We start from the raw sequence: 17312 nt of genomic DNA, 5'->3' as shown, positions 1-17312 counted from the left end.
TTGTGTCGCCCGCACCAAGCCGGTGTATGTCGGAATCGAACGCCGTCGTCGTCGCGGGCGCGGGGCTCGCGGGGCTGGTCGCCGCCCGCCACCTCGCGGAGGGGGGTGCCGAGGTCACCGTCTACGAGCGCCGCCGCGAGGTTGGTGGTCGCGTCCGCACGCGCCGCGAGGACGGCTTCACGCTCGACCGCGGCTTCCAAGTGCTGTTCACGGGCTACCCCGCCGTCCAGCGGGAGTTGGACGTGGACGCGCTGGATCTGCGGGGATTCCTCCCGGGTGCGGTCATCTGCTCGGCGAACGAGGGGACCCGGAGCGTCCTCTCGGACCCGCTGCGCGACCCACGCGCGCTCGTCGAGTCGGTGTTCAACCGCGAGGTGACGACGACGGACAAACTCCGAACGCTCGCGCTCCGACAGGACCTCGCGGGTCGCGACGAGTCGTGGTTCTTCGCCGGGCACGACACGAGCATCCGCGAGTACCTCCGCGAGTGGGGCTTCTCGGAGAAGTACGTCGAGAACTTCGTCGCCCCGTTCTACGGCGGGATCACGCTCGACCGGTCGCTGGCGACCTCCAAGCACGTGTTCGCGTACACCTTCCGCGCACTCTCGGACGGCCGCATCGGCGTCCCGAGCGAGGGGATGGGTGCGATCCCAGAGCAACTGCGGGCGTCCGCGGAGGCCGCCGGGGCGACGGTGGTCACCAGTGAGGGCGTCGAGGGGGTCGACCCCGCCGACGGCGCGACCGCCGGCGTCACCGTCGAGACGACCGACCGCGCGGTCGAGGCCGACGCCGCGGTCGTCGCGACCGACCCGAAGACGGCTCGCGATCTGACCGACGTGGCGGCGATTCCGACGGAGGGTCTCCCGTCGACGACGCAGTACTACCGCCTGCCGGCGACGACGCCCGTCGAGACGGGCAAGAAGATCCTGCTGAACAGCGACGACGGCTCACCGAACGTCGTCGTCCCGCTCACCGACGTGGCGCCGGCGTACGCCCCCGACGGCGAGCAGTTGCTGTGTGCGACGTTCCTCGGCTACGACGCCCGCTTCCGCGACACCGACGACCTCGCGGCGGACACCCGCGAGGCGCTCGACGCGTGGTACCCCGAGCGCAGTTTCGGCCGGCTGGAGCCGATCCACACCGACCGAATCGAGTTCGCGCAGTTCGCCCAACCACCGGGCGTCCACGAGTCGCTCCCCGGCGCTCGCGACCCGGAGGGATCGGTGTATCTCGCGGGCGACTACACGGAGTGGTCGTCGATCCAAGGGGCGATGGAGAGCGGGCGGACCGCCGCGCGGGCGGTGCTGTCTGACCTGTAGGGCGCTCGGCTGTCGGTCGAGTGGTACTGTGTGGTCGGGGCCTACTCCTCGCGCAGGAACGCGTCCCGCCCGTGCCGTTCGATCGCGGCGAGCAGTCCCTCCTTCTGTCGCTGGAGTTCCGCCGGCGTCTCGGCGTACACGTCCGCGAACATGTCGGCGGGGTCGGCCTCGAACCGCTCGGCCTCGTCGATGACGGCGGCGACGCGCTCGTCGGCCTCCTCGCGGACCGACTCGACCAGGTCGTCGTCGGCGATACCCTCGTTCCGGAGGAACCCCTCCATCCGGGGGATCGGGTCCCACGCGCGCCACGCGTCGCCCGCGTCGTCGTCGCGGTACTGGCTCGGGTCGTCGGCGGTGGTGTGGGCGCCGAAGCGGTACTCGACCGTCTCGATCAGCGTCGGGCGGTGGTCGCTGTCCGTCTCGCCGCGGGCCTTCCGGGCGGCTTCGTCGACGACGCGGTACACCGCCAGCGGGTCCATCCCGTCGACGCGGACGCCCTCGAACCCGTACGCGTCGGCCTTCTGTGCGAGCGTGGGGCTGGCGGTCTGGTCCTCGCGCGGGATGGAGATGGCCCACCCGTTGTTGTGGCAGACGAACACGCTCGGCGCGTCGAACACGCCGGCGAAGTTGAGCGCCTCGTGGAAGTCCCCCTCCGAGGTCGCGCCGTCGCCGAAGTGGGCGCACGCGACGCGGTCGTCGTCACGGTAGTCGAACGCCATCGCCGCGCCGACGGCGTGGGGCATGTGCGCCGCGATGCCGATGTTGAGCGGGAACACGTCGATGTCGGCGAGGCCGGCGGTCCCAGACTCGTGGCCCATCCAGTAGGCGAGGTACTCGGCGGGGAAGCCGCGCGCGATGACGGCGCCGTGTTCGCGGTACTGGTAGAACACGGGGTCGTCGTCTCGGAGGGCGTGCGTCGCGGCGACGGAACTGGCCTCCTGCCCCTCGATGGCGGCGTAGGTGCCGATGCGACCCTGTCGCTGGAGGCTGACCGCGCGCTCGTCGAACCGCCGCGCGGTCACCATGTCGCGGTAGATGTCTACGAGGGCGTCCTCGGAGAGGTCGGGCACCTCGCCGCGAATCTCGCCGTCCGGCCCCAGCACGCGGTACACGTCCCCCATCGGGTCGGTGACGGGGTCGTCGCTCGCATCCGGGACGACCTCCTCGTCGGCGTCGGCGTCGCTCATACTCGCTCATCAGGCCCCACCGAGGAATCGGTTGCGGCGGCGGCGACCGCCGAGTGACCGAGAGTCACAGGGCGGTCAGAGCCGCCCGGTTACGGCGTGATAACCGCGCGTCCCTCGATCTCGCCGTGTTCGAGCCGTTCTGCGACGGTGTTCACGTCGTCGAGGTCGTAGCGGCTGGTGCGGAGTTCGACCATCCCGCGGTCGACGAGCGCGACGAGTTCCTGCAACTCGGTGTAGCGTCCGACGAGCGTCCCCTTGTAGCTGAACTCGCCGTTCACGAGCGACTGCGCGGGCTCGTGGATGTGGCCGCCGTAGCCGACGATGTGGTGGTCGCCGCCGGCGGCGACGATGTCGGGCGCCAGCGCCGTCGTCTGGTCGCGCCCCACGAAGTCGACCACCTGCTGGGCTCCCACCTCGTCGGTGAGGTCGGCGATGACGCTCGCCACGTCCTCCGTCGAGGGGTCGATGGTGTGGCGCGCGCCGAGTTCGGCGGCGAGGTCGCGGGCGGACTCCTTCACGTCGAGCGCGACGATGTCGGCGGCGCTCATGGCGTCGAGACACTGGAGGCCGATGTGGCCAAGGCCGCCGACGCCGATGACGACCGCGGTGTCGCCCGGGTTCAGTTCCCGTACCGCCTTCTTCGTCGCGTGGTACGCCGTGATCCCCGCGTCGGCGTGGGGCGCGATGTCGGTGGTGTCGACGCCGCCGGGCAGCGGGATGACGGCGCGTTCGTTCGTGTGGAGGAACTCCGCGAACCCGCCGTCGTGTGTGAGGCCGGGGAAGCGCACGTCTTCACAGTACATGTCCTCCCCCTGTCGGCACGGGCGGCAGGTCCCGCAGGTCATCACCGGGTGGCAGATGACGCTGTCGCCGACCGAGACGGTCGACACCTCCGAGCCGACCTCGACGACGGTGCCGGCGTTCTCGTGGCCCAGCGTGAGCGGGAGTTCCTGGGGGACGTACTCCTGCCACATCCCCTCGATGATGTGGTTGTCCGTCTGGCACCACCCCGCCCCCTCGACTTCGACGATCACGTCGTCAGAGGCCTCGACGGCGGGGCGCTCGACGTCCTCGATAGTCAGCGCGCTCGCCATGTCGTCCGTGTACGCGTGGAGTCTCGCGGCTCGCATGTGGATAAGTGCTAACACACCACAGTGATAAGATTTCCTGACGTTCCAGCCAGGGAAAAAGTACCAAATAATCGACTATGGTGTTTATGAAGATACAGTTGTGCTAGCACACCACAGATGTACGTGACAGACGAGGGGGAGGAACTGTTCGTGATCGACTCGCACCTGCACCTGTGGGACGCGAGCGAGGAGAACGTCACTCACGAGGGGGGTGAGCAGTTCATCCAGTGCTTCTACGACTACCACACCGGGTTCACGCCCGAGGACAAGCAGTGGTCGCTGGAGGAGTACCGGAAGTACGGCGCCGACCGGATGGCCCAGGACCTGTTCGGCAACGCCGCGGTCGACATGGGCATCTTCCAGCCGACGTACCTCCGCGACTTCTACGCGGACGGGTTCAACACCATCGAGGACAACGCCGAACTCGCCGAGCGCTACCCCGAGCGGTTCGTGCTCAACGGGCGGTTCGACCCGCGCGACGGCGAGGAGGGGATGCGCGAGTTGGAGCGGCAGAAGGAGGAGTACGACATCCAGGGGGTGAAGCTGTACACCGCCGAGTGGAACGGCGACTCGAAGGGGTGGCGTCTCGACAGCGAGGAGGCGTTCGAGTTCCTCGACAAGTGCGCCGAACTCGGCATCGAGAACATCCACCCGCACAAGGGGCCGACCATCCGCCCGCTCAACCGCGACGCCTTCGACGTGGCCGACGTCGACGACGCGGCCACCTCGTTCCCGGAACTGAACTTCGTCGTCGAGCACGTCGGCCTGCCGCGACTCGACGACTTCTGTTGGATCGCCGCCCAGGAGCCGAACGTGTACGGCGGCCTCGCGGTCGCGGCGCCGCTGGCGGTCCACCGCCCGCGCAAGTTCGGTGAGATCATGGGCGAACTGCTGTTCTGGCTCGGCGAGGACCGCCTCCTGTTCGGGTCGGACTACGCGCTGTGGAACCCCGACTGGCTCGTGGAGACGTTCATGGACGCCGAGTTGACCGACGAGCAGAAAGACGAGTACGGCGTCGAGTTCGGCGTCGACACGAAGCGAAAGATCCTCGGCGAGAACGCCGCGGAACTGTACGACATCGACATCGAGGCCAAGAAGGAGGAGTTCCGCAGCGACACGCTCACACAGGAGTTCGGCCTCGCCGACCACTACGCCGGGGGCACGAGCGCGACCCCCGCCGACGACTGATGTCGTCGGACCGGTCCCGCGCCGAGGGGCCCGCCGACGGCGACGACGCGTCCGCCGAGGCACCCGGGGAGACGACGCCCGCGGCGGTCCGCGAGCGACTGGACCGCGTCACCGACCCGGAACTCGACACGTCCATCGTCGAGTTGGACTACGTCGAGGAGATCCGGATCACCGCCGCCGCCGACGGCGACGGCGACGCGGTGTTCGTCGCGTTCACGCTCCCGACGGCGTGGTGTTCGCCCGCGTTCGCGTGGATGATGGCCGGCGACGCCCGCGACGAGGTCGCGTCGCTGCCGACAGTCGCGGACGTGGACGTCGAACTCCGCGAGCACATGCACGAACGGGAGATCAACCGCGGAATCAACGAGGGACTCCCGTTCGGCGAGGCGTTCCCCGACGCCGACGGCGACGTGGCGCCCGTCCGCGCGGAACTGGACCGCAAGGCCCGCATCGCCCGCCAGCACGACGCCACTGGGGCGCTGCTCGACGCTGGACTCACCGGCGACCAGATCGCCGCTCTCACACCCGAGGACGTGCGTTTCGACGAGACGACCGACGGAACGGTCCCAGTGTGGGTCCGCGACGGCGCCGTCGCCGTGGCGGTCGCGGTCGACCCACTCGTCCGCTACCGCGAGAAGGCGGCGGCGACGGGACTGCTCGACGACGACCACGATGAACTGTTCCGCACCCCGGAGGGCGATCCGATCGACCCGGACGACTTCGAGGTGGTCCGCCAGCGGACCAGACTCGCGGGCGTGAACATGGGCGGCCAGGGGACGGTGTGCGACGCGCTCAACGACGCGCGTCACGCGGAGGACCGACCGCCGCTGTCGACGTTCTCGGACTGAGACGCGGGGTCAGAAGCCGATCAGGCCGTCCGGCCCCGGCGGCGGCCCGCGCGCGGACCCCCGTCCGCCACGGTCGCCGTCGCCGTCGCCGTCGTCCTCCGGTTCGCCGTGGCCGTCCTTCGCCAACCCGTACCGACCGCGCCCGGCGAACTCGCGGGCGCTCCACCCGCACTCGGGGCAGTCGCCGTCGCTGTGGTCGAAGTCGACGCCACAGCCGAGACACTCGTTGATCGCGGCCATTGTCACAGTGTGTCACGCCTACCGGCAAAAGCCTTCCCCGCCCTACAGGAGCCGGCGAAACTCGCCGAGCGGCGGGAACTCCAGCGGACTGTCGTCCCGGGAGTCGTCGCCGTCCGCGTCGCCGGGGGCGCCGTCGCCGCGCGCGAGGATCGGTCGGAGGGCGTTCGCGTCGGTGACGAACGGCGACTGGAAGTCGCGGGCGGTCATCCCGTTCACCTCGACGCCGGCGGCGAGGCGGCTGAACGCGGGGAGCATCAGCACGTCGGCGCCGCGGTAGGCGTCCTGGGCGTACAGGTGACAGGGGTGGCGCTGTCCCTCGATGGCGATGGTCGGGTGGTCGTGGCCGACCAGGTACAGCCCCGCCGTTTCCGCCGCCGGCGGTGCGGCGTGGCCGTGGCGGACGACCGCGGGTGCGTCTCCGTCCTCGCCCCCACCCCATCGGTCGAGTTCGTAGGCGTCGTGGATCGGCCCGTCCCACGCGTCGGCCAGCGCCGTGTCGTGGTTGCCGCGGACGAGGATGGGCCGTGCGCCGGCGTCGCGGCAGGCGTCGACGAGCGCGGCCAGCGAGTCCGCCGCCGCCAGCGAGACGCGGTCGAACCGGTGGAGCACGTCGCCGGCGAACACGACCTCTGCCGGGTCGAAGTGGGCGAGGAGCGCCGAGAGTCGCTCGGCGAGGTCTCCGGCCTCGCCGAGCGGGTACGCCACGTCGGAGGCCTCCGCGCGCCCGACGTGGAGGTCCGCGACCACCAGCGCGTCGGCGTCGCGGAGGTAGATGGCCCGATCACGGAAGCCGGCGTTCAACACGGACACCCGTTCCCGCCGCGCGGGGTTAGCCCTGTTGTCGCGCCCCTCGCGCGCCGAAGAATACGCTGCGCGCGTTCGAGACGCACCCGGAGGGCACCCGAGGTGCCGACTGTACGTGTTTGGCCGGACGCGGACGCCATCCGCTCTCACCGGGACGAACCGGGAACGGACCGACCACCGATCCTGTCGGCGAAGCCATCCTTTCAGCGAGCGATAGGTACGTCGATATGGCCCAAACCGGTGTGAACGACGGCGAAGCGACGCTCGAACGACTCGACGACGGCGCGGTCGAGTCGTTCGTAGCAGGGATCCACGGCGAGGTGCTCCGTCCCTCGGACGCCGGCTACGAGGAGGCGCGCAGCCTCTGGAACGGCACCGTCGACAAGCACCCCGCGCTGATCGTCCGGTGTGCCGGCACCGCCGACGTGGTCGACGCGGTGTCGTTCGCCCGGGAGCAGGACCTGCCGCTGGCGGTGCGGGGCGGCGGCCACAACGTCGCCGGCACCGCGACGTGTGACGGCGGCGTCGTGGTCGACCTCTCGGCGATGACCGGCGTGTTCGTCGACCGCGATACCCGCCGGGTACGCGTCCAGGGTGGCGCGACCATCGGCGACGTGGACCGCGAGACGCAACTGCACGGACTCGCCGTGCCCCTCGGCGTCGTGAGCGAGACGGGCGTCGCGGGACTGACGCTCGGCGGCGGGGTCGGACACCTCCGGCGTGAGCACGGCCTCTCGCTGGACAACCTCACGGGCGTCGAGGTCGTCACCGCCGACGGCGAGGTGCGCACCGCGAACGCCGACGCGAACCCGGACCTGTTCTGGGCGGTGCGCGGCGGTGGCGGCAACTTCGGCGTGGTCACCTCGTTCGAGTACCGCCTCCACGAGGTCGGCCCCGAGGTGCCGGTGCTGTTCGTCTGGCACCCGATGGCCGACGCTGCGCGCGCGCTGCGGGCCTTCCGCGACTACGCGGCGCACGCGCCCCCGGAGTCCAGCGTGGTCGCGTTCGCCGCGACGGTACCGGAACTGGACGAGTTCCCCGAGGCGTCGTGGGGGTCGCTCGCGCTCGCGTTCCTCGGCTGCTACGACGGCCCAGCCGACGTCGCGGACGCCGAGTTCCGACCCATCCGGGAGGCGGCCGACCCCGTCGCCGACCTGAGCGAGTCGATGGCGTACACCGACCTCCAGACGCTGCTCGACGAGGACTACCCCGACGGGCGCAACTACTACTGGAAGTCGACGTACGTCGACGAGTTGACCGACGAGGTGCTCGAACTCGTGGCGCGGTCGGCCGAGCGGATGCCGTCGCCGCTGTCGACGGTGGACCTGTGGCACCTCGGCGGCGCCATCGACGACGTGCCGCCCGACGCGACCGCCTACCCCCACCGCGGTCGGCCGTTCATGCTCACCTTCGAGGCCAACTGGGAGGACGACGCCGACACCGAGGCGAACGTCGAGTGGGCGCGCAGCGGAGTCGAGCGCGTCCGGTCGACCGGCGTCGCCTCGGGTGCCTACGGCAACTTCCCGGGCGACGGAACGGAGACCGGACGCCTGCTGTACGGCGACAACTACGACCGGTTGGTCGCGGTGAAGCGCCGCTACGACCCTGCGAACCTGTTCCACCGGAACCAGAACGTCGACCCGACCGGGTAATCGCGGGCGGGCCGCGAGCGGGTCGCGGGCGGGTCGCAGGCGAACCGCACCTGAGTTGCGTGGCCGGCGGTCGCGTCGTCGCCGCAGAGCGACACGCGCTTACCGGACGGGCCGCTTCAGGGGGTATGGACGGGAGCGACGGCCCGGCGGACGACGACTCCTCGACGGGGAACGTCGACCCGTGGGCCGACGACGCCGACGACGACTGGGTCGAAGACGCGACCGACACCGACCGGACCGACACCGCAGACACCGCAGCCACCGCAGACGCCGCTGGCACAGAATCCGCCGCGGACGCCTCCGCCCGGGACACGCCGGCGACCGAGGCGCCTGTAGACGGCACTACCGACGGCGACGCTACCGGACTCGGACCGCGGCGCTACCGCGTGCTCGACCGCGACGACGACGCGCTGGTGTTCGTCGACCTCGACACGCCCGACCCCGGCCCGGGGCCGGCGCCCGATGTGGGGTTCGAGCCGGTGCGAGTCGCCGCGACTCCGGACGATGCGACCGACAGCGACGACGGAGACCGCGACGGCAACAGCGACCTCGAGAGCACCCTCGACAGCCTCTCACCGGGGTACGTCGTGACGGCGAGTCTCCGGTGGCCCGACCCCGAGAGCGGCCACCCCCGCGACACCGACGACGCCGCCGCGGCGCCCCCGCTCGCGCGAGTCGAGTCGGTGACAATCGAGCGCGAGAGCCGCTACTGGTTCGCCGACGGGGTGGAGCCGATGTTCGAGGCGGCCCGCGAGACGTGGGAGGAGGCGCGTGCCGCCGGCGAGGGGATGGGGTCGCGCGTCACGCGCGACACCGACGGCGAGCCGAACGGCGCGCTGTACGTGTTCGCGGAGGCGGGCGCTCGCGACCTGCTGGGGGAGTTCCGGTCGGGGACGACACCGCTGGAACCGCTGGTCGACCGCGTCAACGACGACCTCGCGGACGACGACCCGCGCGAGGTGTTCGTCCTGCGGCCTGCCGAGGGCGGCTACGTCGTCGTGTACATCGCCTTCCGCGCGGACGGCGTCCTCGCGCGGACGGTTCGCGACACCTACTGCTGACCCGTCGGCGTCGCGCGGGCTACAGCCAGTCCGCCTCGGGGTCGACGAGTCCGAGCGGCTCCTCCCCGCGGAAGACGCGACCGATGTCGCGCGCGATGGACTCGTTCAGGTCGCGGTCGGCCGCGCCGGAGTACCACCCGACGTGGGGCGTGACGACCACGTCCTCGCGACCGAACAGCGGGTGGTCCGCCGCGGGCGGCTCCTCGGCCAACACGTCGAGGCCGGCGGCGGCGATATCGCCCGCCTCCAGCGCCGCGAGGAGGTCGTCCTCGTCGACGACACCCCCGCGACCGGTGTTGACGACGACCGCGTGCGAGGGGAGACTCGTGAACGCGTCGTCGTCGACCATGCCCTCCGTCTCGTCGGTCAGCGGGGCGTGGACGGAGACGTGGTCGGCGCGCCGCCACAACTCGTCGACCTCGACGCGCTCGACGTCGCGCTCGTAGAACGCCTCGTCGTCGACGTACGGGTCGGTGGCGACCACGTCGTCGACGAGCGGCGCGATCCGGTCGGCGAATCGACGAGCGATGGGACCGAACGAGACGAGGCCGACGGTACAGTCCGCGAGCCGTGCGATCGGGTACGGCGGCTCCCAGTCCCACGACCCCGCCTCGGCGCGAGCGGCGTAGGCGGGGACGCCACGCGCGAGCGCGGTGAGGAGTGCGACCGCGTGGTCAGCGACCTCGTCGAGGCAGTAGTCGGGCGCGTGGACGACCTGGACGCCGTGGTCGGCGGCGGCGGCCACGTCGACGCCGTCGACGCCGACGGCGCCGCGAGCGACGACCGACAGATCCAGGTCCGCGAGCACGTCGCCCGGCACCGACGAGTCGACGTTCACGACGACCGCGTCCGCGTCGGCGGCGTGCTCGCGCAGGAGCGCGGGCGTCGAGAGGTCAGCCGTCTCGACGCGACAGCCGAGCATCTCGCCGATGCGGTCGGCGTCGTACTTCGGGTCGTCGCTGACGACGACCAGACGGTCACGGTCGGTCATCGGGGTCCCTCCGGCATAGTCGGAGCGTCGGACGGGGCCTAAAAAAGCGGATGGGGCCGGGACAGCCGCGGGACGGGGTGCTTATCGCTCGATACCGAGTTGTCTCGCCACGTCGGCGTTGTCGCCGTACACCCACATCTCGGCCATCTTGTCGCCCTCCATCCGCATCATGGTGAGACTCCGCGTCTCCAGTTCCGCGCCGGTCGCGGGGGCGCCCATGAACTCGCCGTCGTTGGTGCCGCCCCACCGGTAGTAGCCCGCGGCTCGGTCGCCGTCGACGATGAGTTGTTCCTCCGCCATGGAGAAGTCGGAGAACGCCGACCGCAGGTCGTCGATCCGGGTCTTGTACTCGTCGGCGCCGTGGAGTTCCTCGCCCGCCGCGGTGTGGTGACAGACGAAGTCGTCCGTGACGACGTCGTCGATGAGCCCCGTCGCGCCGGTGTTGTAGGCGTCGACGAAGGCGCCGCTGATCGTGGTGGCGATCTCGCGCTGTCGCTCTTCTGTGGTTGACATAACCGCGTTAGTATTGCGTCAGCGACAGTAAAGTGGTTGTTTCAGGTTCGCGTCAGCGTAGCTCACGAGCGTCGATGGACGGTGTGAACTGGGCCCGGAGGGATTCGAACCCTCGACCGCCCGGTGACCCATCCGCCGGTCGGAGCCGCACGGAGTATGAGCCGGGTGCTATACCAGACTAAGCTACGGGCCCTCGCCTGCGGCGTTGTCGGGCCGCCGGCAAGTAGTTTCCTCTCTCTCCCCGACGGTCGACAGCACTGTATCGAGGAGCAGATCCTCGAACCAGTTCACACCAACTCGTTGCCCGTTCGAAGTCGGCTCTCGCCGGATCTCCATTTTCCCACGGGGCGCGTCGTCGACGTCGACGAGGTACGCGTCGTCGTGGATCGGGTCGTACACTGCGAAGAACTCGACTTCGCCGGCATACCCTTCTCTGTCGTATCCCTCGCTCCGAGTTCTCGTTCGAACCGTCTCGAACTGAACCGTCTCAGGTTTTCCGCGATACGCCGTCTTCGCTTGGATCCGGTGGAAGGTGCCGGAGAGGTCGATCACGAAGTCGTAGGGTTCGTTGTCGTACTCTGGCGTCAACACGGGAATCCCCCGCGTGAGGAACGCAGCTTTCAGAATCGCCTCGCTCGCTTGTCCTCGTTTCTCCGTCGTTTCGAGCTGCTCGAACCGATCCTGTCGCTCGTCCACGACGACGAGTGGATCGGATGTTCGGTAAGGATACCGATAGAATACCTCTGCGAGTGAGGTCGGAAAGAAGCGCCGAAGCCAGGACTCGAACCTGGGACCACCTCGTATCTGCGGGAGACAGGGGACCTGAATCCCGTAACAGCGAGGCGCTCTACCAGCTGAGCTACTTCGGCTCGCATCCCTACGTAGCGGGGTGAATTTGAAAGTGCTTTCGTTTCGCCCCCGCCCGAGCGAGGTGTTGGCACACCCCGCCACCGAGGCGCCGTCACCGACCGACACGCTCGTTAGCCGCCCGCCGGAAGGAGGTGTATGACCGACCCGGACGCCGACGCCGACGCAGCCGACGCGGCGGCCGGCGGCGACGACCTCGACGCGGTGCTGTCCACGGTCCACGAGCGGGTGACGCCCGACGCCGCCGAACGCGACCGCCTCGACGAGGCCGCCGCCGACCTCGCCGCCCGCGCTCGTGCGGCGGTCGCCGACCTCCCGGCCCCCGCCGACGAGGCCGACGTGCTCACCGTGGGGTCGACCGCCCGCGGCACGTGGCTCGCCGGCGACCGCGACATCGACCTGTTCGTCCGCTTCCCGACGGCACTCTCACGCGAGGACTTGGAGCGGTACGGCCTCCAGGTGGGCCACGCGGTGCTCCCGGAGGGAGAAGAGGAGTACGCCGAGCACCCGTACGTCGTCGGGACGACCGACGGATTCGACGTGGACCTGGTCCCCTGCTACGGCGTCGACGCCGCAACCGAGATCCGATCCGCCGTCGACCGCACCCCGTTCCACAACGAGTTCCTCGTCGAGCGCCTCGACGACGACCTCGCGGGCGACGTGCGCGTGCTCAAGGCGTTTCTCAAGGGAATCGGCGTGTACGGGAGCAACCTCCGCACGCGGGGGTTCTCGGGGTACCTCACCGAGTTGCTCGTGCTCGAACACGGCGGCGTCCGCGAGACGCTCGAAGCGGTCGCCGACTGGCACCCGCCGGTGCGGTTCGACCCCGTAGACCACGGCACCGCCACGTTCGACGACCCGCTCGTCGTCATCGACCCCACCGACCCCGAGCGCAACGTCGCGGCCGTCCTCTCTGGCGACAACCTCGCGCGCCTCCAGCACCACGCCCGCGACCTGCTCGCCGACCCGCGGACGGAGCCGTTCTTCCCGGACGACCCCGCACCGGTGGACGCCGAGGCGGTGCGCGCCCACGTCGAGCGACGGGGCACCGCGCCGGTCGCGGTCGTCTTCGACGCCCCCGACCTCGTGGACGACCAACTGTACCCACAACTCCGCCGCTCGCTGTCTGGGATCGAGCGAGAACTGTCCGGGATGGGGTTCGACCCGCTCCGGTCGGCGACGTTCGCGACTGAACGCGACGACGGCGGCGACGCCGACGCCGACACCGACGCCCGACGCGCCGTCCTCCTCGTCGAACTGGCCGCGCGAGAACTGCCGGCGATCGAACGTCACGAGGGACCGCCGGTCCACGTCCGCGAGCACGCCGCCGGCTTCTACGGGAAGTACGCCACTGACCCCGAGGCGTACGGCCCGTTCGTCGCCGACGGTCGCTACGTCGTCGAGCGCGAGCGACCGCCCGCCGAGCGCGACGCCGTCGCCGTCCTCTCGTCCGACCGCCTGTTCGACGCCGCCCTCGGCGCCCGTGTGGAGTCGGCACTCGAACGTGGCTACGACGTGCTCGCGGGTACGGAGGTCGGCGAGTTGGCGACCACCTTCGGCGTCGACCTCCGCGAGTACTTCGAGCCCTCGGTGTGAGCGGCGCGGCGGCGCCGGCGTGACCTACTCCAGATCGAACTGCTCGCGGATGTCGTCGACCAGCGGCACCGTCGCGTCTTCCGGCTGTTTGTCCGGTTCGATCGGCGGCCGACCGTCGAACGTCTCGTGCACCATCGCCACTCCCTCGGAGAGGGTGTCGAGTCCGTAGCCGCCCTCGAGCACGAAGGCGAGTCCCGCGCCCGCCTCCTCGGCGAGCGTGCGCACCCGGTCGGTCATCAGCGCGTACCCCTCGGTGGAGACGCGCATCCGGGAGATGGGGTCGTGACGGTGGGCGTCGAACCCCGCCGAGATGATCAGGAGGTCGGCGCCGAAGCGCTCGGTGACGGGCGCGATCAACTCGTCGATTGCGCGCAGGTAGTCCGCGTCGCCGGCGCCCGCCGGGAGCGGCACGTTCAGTGTGGCTCCCTCGCCGTCGCCCTCGCCGGTCTCCTCGGCAGCACCCGTCCCCGGGTACAGTCCCTCCTCGTGGATCGAACTGTACAAGACGTCGCCGCGGTCGTAGAAGATGTCCTGTGTCCCGTTGCCGTGGTGGACGTCCCAGTCGAAGATGGAGACGCGCTGCACGTCGGTGTCGGGGTCGTCGATGACCGCCTGCGCGGCGACGGCAGCGTTGTTGACGAAACAGAAGCCCATGGCGTCGTCCTCGACGGCGTGGTGCCCCGGCGGACGCCCGAGCGCGAACGGCGTGTCGCGCCCCGGCGCTCCCTGTAATCCCTCCTCGGCGGCCCACTGCGCCTGCCCCGCCGCCGCGAGCGCGGCGTCCCACGTGTTCGCAGAGGCGACGGTGTCGGGGTCCCAGTTGCCGCCGCCGGACTCGCAGAAGTCGACGACCTCGTCGACGTAGTCGGTGTCGTGGACCGCGTCGATAGCCGCGCGGGAGGCGGGGGCGGCTTCGACGTACTCGACGCCGTGTTTGCGCTTGAGCCCCTCTTTGATCGCCCGCAGGCGGTCGGGGTTCTCGGGGTGGCGGTCGCCGGTGTCGTGGTCGAGACAGGACTCGCTGTAGCCGAACCGCATGGCTACCCCTCGAACAGCGCGAAGTACGTCTCGATGTCGTCGGCCTGGACCGTGCGTCGGTCGGCGTGGCGCGCGAGCAGCGCGGCGGCGCGAGCGACGTTGTCCGCGTAGTCCTCGAGGACGTCCGCCAGCGCCACGCGGGCGTCCATCGAGACGCGGTAGGAGTCGTCGATGTCGAGCCGAGCGATGCGGTCGACGGGCGCGATGGGGAGCGTCAGCGACGACCGGTCGACGACCTGTTCGACGCCGAAGTCCGCCGGCATCAGCGTCTTTCGTCCGTCGGCGGCCGCCCGCTCGGCGGCGTCGGCCGCCAGCGACGCGCCGTGGCGCTGGACGCGTCCGGCCAACTCCTCGGCCGCGCCGGCGCTGACCCGGAGGTCACCCGCGTTGCGACGGATGACGTCGTCGACGGGCGCGAACGGCAACTCGACAGTCATACACATACGCCGGAGTGTTGCGTGTATAACGGTTTCCTTTGTCGTGGTTTCTCGCCACACGGGAGCGTCGCCGGGCGAGCGTTGGGTCGCCGCGCCGTGCGTCGCCGCCCCTCAGAACACGTCGTCGGCGTCGATGGTGCCGTCGGATTCGACGCCCCGCACGGTGACCTCTTCGCCGAGGCGGAGTTTCGCAGAGGTCTTCACCGATCGCGTCTGCGTGCCGTCGTCGAGGACGACCGGGTCGCCGGCCTGCACGACCGTCCCGGTGAACTCAACGACACCACCCTCGTCGTCGGTCGCGTCGTCGTCGGTCGTCGCGGTCGCCGTCGCGGCAGTGCCACCAGACCCACCGGAGTCGCCGGAGTCGAACGAGTCGAGACCGCCCTGGCCAGCGTCTCGGTCGGCCGCGCCGTCGGACCCGGACGCCCCGCCGGCACCGCCCCCGGCGTTCTCCAGCACGGAGACGGACGACCGCCAGCCTGCGGAGGCTTCGAGGTCGTCCTGCCAGCCGTCTTGGATCTCCACGTCGGTGAAGACGACCTTGTCCGCGAGGTCGATGTCGCGGTCGGCTTTGTCGCCCCACAGCGCCACCCGGATCTCGCCGGTGTCGTCTTTGATGCGGACGTTGCGCACCTGCCCCTGCGAGCCGTCGTCGCGGTCGAAAGTGCGCTTCTCGCTCGTCTCGATGACGCCGCCGGCGATGTCGACCACGTCGTCGAGTTCGAGGTCGGCGATGTCGGTCGTCTCGGGGACGTACTCCACGTCCTCGTCGACCTCGTCGATGGCGCCCCGCGAGCCGACGTGCAGTTCGAGGCTGCCGTCGCGCTCGCGGACGTAGCCGTCGACGATTTCGACGGACTGCCCAGCGGACAACTCCTCGACGCGGTCGGCCATCTCGTCCCACATGGTGACGCGCACGCGACCCGTCTCGTCGCCGACGGTCATGTTCGACACCTTCCCTTCGGTGCCGTCGTCGCGGTCGAACGTCCGGACGGTGTCGACGTCGAGCACCTTCCCGAGCAGGTCGACGTCGGAGGCGCCCATCGTGAGGTCCTCGACGCGGTACTGCTCGACGGCCTCCACGTCGACCTCGGCGTCCTCGTCGGGTTCGACCTTGTCGGCGGCGACCTCCAGGCCGCTGTACCCCTCCTTGGGGCGCCCCATGATCCGGAGCACGTCGCCCGGCGAGAGGTGTTCTTTCGCGTCGACGGCGACCTTGTCCCACAGCGAGATGGTGACGCGGCCGGACTCGTCGGCCACCTCGACGTTGAGCACGTGGCCGTCCTCGTCCTCGCCGTCGCGCTCGAAGGTGCGAACCTCGCCGACGGTCATCACCTTCGCGAGGAACTTCACCTCGTCCATCCCCGGTTCGATGTCCGCGACCGTGTTCACCTCCTCGTCGCGCAACTCGTGGGCGATGAGCATCGCCGCGGTCTCCTCGTCGGCCAGTCCGCCCATGTCCTCGACCTTCTGCTCGACGGCGGCCTCGAACTCCTCGAAGGGGACGTCGGCGTCCAGGTCGTCGTAGACGTCCTCGATAGCGCCCATAATCGTATCCCCTCCTGAGTCAGTCTCGCGCATAAGGGTTCCCGTTCGTCCGGATCTGCCGCGCGGTCGGTCGGTTTCCTCGCCGTCCGTCCGTCCGGCGTCCGCCGTGCCGTCGCTCATACGACGGGTGTGGCGGGATCGTATTTGAGGCTACGCGCTCACCGCGTCGCCACGGCGACTTCGTACACGCCGTCCATCCACTCGTGTTCGAGCACGACGCGACCCGGGAGGCCACCCTCGAACGTCACGGTCGCCTCGTACTCGCGGTCGACGATCTGTTGGGTGCAGGCGTCCCCACCCTCGTCGACGGTCGTCACGCGGACACGGAGTTCGTCCGCGCTCGCGTCGTACGTCGCGGCGTCCAAGGCCGCCTCCATGCAGCCGTTTCGCCCCTGGATGACCCCCGCGCACGTGACGGTCGCGTCGCTGAACCGGATGCTCCCACGCCCACCAGACTCGTCGGCGTCACCGAGTCGCTCGAACTGCGTGTCGGTGATCGACGGGCCGTCGCTCTCGCCGTCGCCCCCTTCCGACGTGTTCGAACCAGCGCCGCCCGTCTCGGTGTCGTCAGTCGTCTCCTCGCTGTCACCGTCGGAGCCGTCCCCCGCCGCGCCAGTGCAGCCAGCGAGCGCGAACGTCCCGACACTGGCGGCGCCCGCGAGTACCCGTCGTCTGTCCATGGCTCGCCGGTCGCCATCCGCGCCCAAAAGCCCGGCGTAGGCGCAACCGCACGCTTGTGTCACGGTGCCCGCCCACACGGGTCGGTCGAATCGGAACCCCTTTACGTGGCGCTGGCATCGGTTGAGATGAGTCCGGGTAGGGTAGTGGACTATCCTCTTGGCTTGCGGAGCCAGGGACCGGAGTTCAAATCTCCGTCCGGACGTTTCCTTTCC

17 protein-coding genes and 3 tRNA genes are annotated in these 17312 nt (G+C 70.1%); 7 read left to right on the top strand and 13 right to left on the bottom strand.

Annotation, left to right across the window (positions count from 1 at the left end; genetic code table 11):
• Positions 1–26 precede the first annotated feature (26 nt).
• Complete coding sequence (locus P0R32_RS13470; RefSeq protein WP_276237543.1) at positions 27–1319, top strand: FAD-dependent oxidoreductase; 1293 nt, start codon at positions 27–29, stop codon at positions 1317–1319.
• 41 nt (positions 1320–1360) lie between these two features.
• Here the strand turns inward: P0R32_RS13470 and pdhA are convergent, their stop codons facing one another.
• Together pdhA and P0R32_RS13460 are read right to left on the bottom strand one after the other, a co-directional pair.
• Entirely contained in the window at positions 1361–2506 is a 1146-nt protein-coding gene (gene pdhA, locus P0R32_RS13465) for a pyruvate dehydrogenase (acetyl-transferring) E1 component subunit alpha (protein ID WP_276237542.1), read from the bottom strand.
• Between the two features lie 89 nt (positions 2507–2595).
• Positions 2596–3636 carry an NAD(P)-dependent alcohol dehydrogenase gene (locus tag P0R32_RS13460; RefSeq protein ID WP_276237541.1) on the bottom strand — a complete coding sequence of 347 codons (1041 nt, stop codon included), beginning with the start codon at positions 3634–3636 and terminating at the stop codon, positions 2596–2598.
• 117 nt (positions 3637–3753) lie between these two features.
• Between P0R32_RS13460 and P0R32_RS13455 the strand changes: the two genes are divergently transcribed.
• Positions 3754–4824 carry an amidohydrolase family protein gene (locus P0R32_RS13455; protein ID WP_276237540.1) on the top strand — a complete coding sequence of 357 codons (1071 nt, stop codon included), beginning with the start codon at positions 3754–3756 and terminating at the stop codon, positions 4822–4824.
• Positions 4824–5672 carry a metal-sulfur cluster assembly factor gene (locus P0R32_RS13450; protein ID WP_276237539.1) on the top strand — a complete coding sequence of 283 codons (849 nt, stop codon included), beginning with the start codon at positions 4824–4826 and terminating at the stop codon, positions 5670–5672. Before P0R32_RS13455 ends, P0R32_RS13450 begins: the two co-directional genes overlap by 1 nt.
• 9 nt (positions 5673–5681) lie before the next feature.
• On the opposite strand, the gene P0R32_RS13445 is transcribed toward P0R32_RS13450, so the two are convergent.
• Both P0R32_RS13445 and P0R32_RS13440 read right to left on the bottom strand, forming a co-directional pair.
• Positions 5682–5912, bottom strand: coding sequence for a hypothetical protein (locus tag P0R32_RS13445; protein ID WP_276237538.1), 231 nt, complete (start codon positions 5910–5912; stop codon positions 5682–5684).
• A gap of 42 nt (positions 5913–5954) precedes the next feature.
• Complete coding sequence (locus P0R32_RS13440) at positions 5955–6716, bottom strand: metallophosphoesterase (protein ID WP_276237537.1); 762 nt, start codon at positions 6714–6716, stop codon at positions 5955–5957.
• 227 nt (positions 6717–6943) lie between these two features.
• On the opposite strand from P0R32_RS13440, the gene P0R32_RS13435 reads away from it, so the two are divergent.
• Positions 6944–8368, top strand: a complete 1425-nt coding sequence (locus tag P0R32_RS13435) for an FAD-binding oxidoreductase (RefSeq protein ID WP_349770201.1) — start codon at positions 6944–6946, stop codon at positions 8366–8368.
• A 125-nt stretch (positions 8369–8493) separates the two neighbouring features.
• The gene (locus P0R32_RS13430) at positions 8494–9429 is read left to right on the top strand and encodes a DUF6663 family protein (protein ID WP_276237535.1); all 936 of its coding nucleotides are present in this window, start codon (positions 8494–8496) and stop codon (positions 9427–9429) included.
• Between the two features lie 19 nt (positions 9430–9448).
• Here P0R32_RS13430 and P0R32_RS13425 read toward each other — a convergent pair whose 3' ends face one another.
• From P0R32_RS13425 to P0R32_RS13405, 5 genes are all read right to left on the bottom strand, one after another.
• Positions 9449–10420: a C-terminal binding protein gene (locus P0R32_RS13425; RefSeq protein WP_276237534.1), complete on the bottom strand. Its 972-nt coding sequence runs from the start codon at positions 10418–10420 to the stop codon at positions 9449–9451.
• 81 nt (positions 10421–10501) lie between these two features.
• Positions 10502–10933, bottom strand: a complete 432-nt coding sequence (locus P0R32_RS13420) for an ester cyclase (protein WP_276237533.1) — start codon at positions 10931–10933, stop codon at positions 10502–10504.
• A gap of 89 nt (positions 10934–11022) precedes the next feature.
• Positions 11023–11126 (bottom strand) — tRNA-Ile (locus P0R32_RS13415).
• Positions 11117–11629, bottom strand: coding sequence for a group I intron-associated PD-(D/E)XK endonuclease (locus tag P0R32_RS13410; RefSeq protein WP_276237532.1), 513 nt, complete (start codon positions 11627–11629; stop codon positions 11117–11119). The genes P0R32_RS13415 and P0R32_RS13410 overlap by 10 nt, the downstream gene beginning before the upstream one ends.
• A 70-nt stretch (positions 11630–11699) precedes the next feature.
• Positions 11700–11802, bottom strand: a tRNA-Asn gene (locus tag P0R32_RS13405).
• 136 nt (positions 11803–11938) lie between these two features.
• Here P0R32_RS13405 and cca point away from each other — a divergent pair.
• Positions 11939–13396 (top strand): CCA tRNA nucleotidyltransferase, encoded by a 1458-nt coding sequence (gene cca, locus P0R32_RS13400; RefSeq protein WP_276237531.1) that lies wholly within the window; start codon positions 11939–11941, stop codon positions 13394–13396.
• 24 nt (positions 13397–13420) lie between these two features.
• On the opposite strand, the gene P0R32_RS13395 is transcribed toward cca, so the two are convergent.
• From P0R32_RS13395 to P0R32_RS13380, 4 genes are all read right to left on the bottom strand, one after another.
• Positions 13421–14434: a histone deacetylase family protein gene (locus P0R32_RS13395; RefSeq protein ID WP_276237530.1), complete on the bottom strand. Its 1014-nt coding sequence runs from the start codon at positions 14432–14434 to the stop codon at positions 13421–13423.
• A 2-nt stretch (positions 14435–14436) separates the two neighbouring features.
• A complete protein-coding gene (locus tag P0R32_RS13390; RefSeq protein WP_276237529.1) occupies positions 14437–14871 on the bottom strand; it encodes a histone family protein in 435 nt (144 codons plus the stop codon).
• A gap of 111 nt (positions 14872–14982) precedes the next feature.
• Entirely contained in the window at positions 14983–16419 is a 1437-nt protein-coding gene (locus P0R32_RS13385; protein ID WP_276237528.1) for a single-stranded DNA binding protein, read from the bottom strand.
• Between the two features lie 158 nt (positions 16420–16577).
• Entirely contained in the window at positions 16578–17099 is a 522-nt protein-coding gene (locus P0R32_RS13380; protein ID WP_276237527.1) for a hypothetical protein, read from the bottom strand.
• A gap of 130 nt (positions 17100–17229) precedes the next feature.
• Here P0R32_RS13380 and P0R32_RS13375 point away from each other — a divergent pair.
• A tRNA-Arg gene (locus P0R32_RS13375) sits at positions 17230–17302 on the top strand.
• The last annotated feature ends 10 nt before the right edge of the window (positions 17303–17312 follow it).

It is taken from the genome of Halobaculum marinum (assembly GCF_029338555.1).
Classification (GTDB): Archaea; Halobacteriota; Halobacteria; order Halobacteriales; family Haloferacaceae; genus Halobaculum; species Halobaculum marinum.
Note: the sequence above shows the minus strand (reverse complement) of the source record. Positions and strands in the feature narration are given on the sequence as shown.

What these genes read in the sequence shown, in the direction of transcription:
- P0R32_RS13470 (WP_276237543.1), top strand. Translation starts at nt 27, where the DNA reads ATGTCGGAATCGAACGCCGTCGTCGTCGCGGGCGCGGGGCTCGCGGGG.
- pdhA (WP_276237542.1), bottom strand. Translation starts at nt 2,506, where the DNA reads ATGAGCGACGCCGACGCCGACGAGGAGGTCGTCCCGGATGCGAGCGAC.
- P0R32_RS13460 (WP_276237541.1), bottom strand. Translation starts at nt 3,636, where the DNA reads ATGCGAGCCGCGAGACTCCACGCGTACACGGACGACATGGCGAGCGCG.
- P0R32_RS13455 (WP_276237540.1), top strand. Translation starts at nt 3,754, where the DNA reads ATGTACGTGACAGACGAGGGGGAGGAACTGTTCGTGATCGACTCGCAC.
- P0R32_RS13450 (WP_276237539.1), top strand. Translation starts at nt 4,824, where the DNA reads ATGTCGTCGGACCGGTCCCGCGCCGAGGGGCCCGCCGACGGCGACGAC.
- P0R32_RS13445 (WP_276237538.1), bottom strand. Translation starts at nt 5,912, where the DNA reads ATGGCCGCGATCAACGAGTGTCTCGGCTGTGGCGTCGACTTCGACCAC.
- P0R32_RS13435 (WP_349770201.1), top strand. Translation starts at nt 6,944, where the DNA reads ATGGCCCAAACCGGTGTGAACGACGGCGAAGCGACGCTCGAACGACTC.
- P0R32_RS13430 (WP_276237535.1), top strand. Translation starts at nt 8,494, where the DNA reads ATGGACGGGAGCGACGGCCCGGCGGACGACGACTCCTCGACGGGGAAC.
- P0R32_RS13425 (WP_276237534.1), bottom strand. Translation starts at nt 10,420, where the DNA reads ATGACCGACCGTGACCGTCTGGTCGTCGTCAGCGACGACCCGAAGTAC.
- P0R32_RS13420 (WP_276237533.1), bottom strand. Translation starts at nt 10,933, where the DNA reads ATGTCAACCACAGAAGAGCGACAGCGCGAGATCGCCACCACGATCAGC.
- cca (WP_276237531.1), top strand. Translation starts at nt 11,939, where the DNA reads ATGACCGACCCGGACGCCGACGCCGACGCAGCCGACGCGGCGGCCGGC.
- P0R32_RS13395 (WP_276237530.1), bottom strand. Translation starts at nt 14,434, where the DNA reads ATGCGGTTCGGCTACAGCGAGTCCTGTCTCGACCACGACACCGGCGAC.
- P0R32_RS13390 (WP_276237529.1), bottom strand. Translation starts at nt 14,871, where the DNA reads ATGACTGTCGAGTTGCCGTTCGCGCCCGTCGACGACGTCATCCGTCGC.
- P0R32_RS13385 (WP_276237528.1), bottom strand. Translation starts at nt 16,419, where the DNA reads ATGGGCGCTATCGAGGACGTCTACGACGACCTGGACGCCGACGTCCCC.
- P0R32_RS13380 (WP_276237527.1), bottom strand. Translation starts at nt 17,099, where the DNA reads ATGGACAGACGACGGGTACTCGCGGGCGCCGCCAGTGTCGGGACGTTC.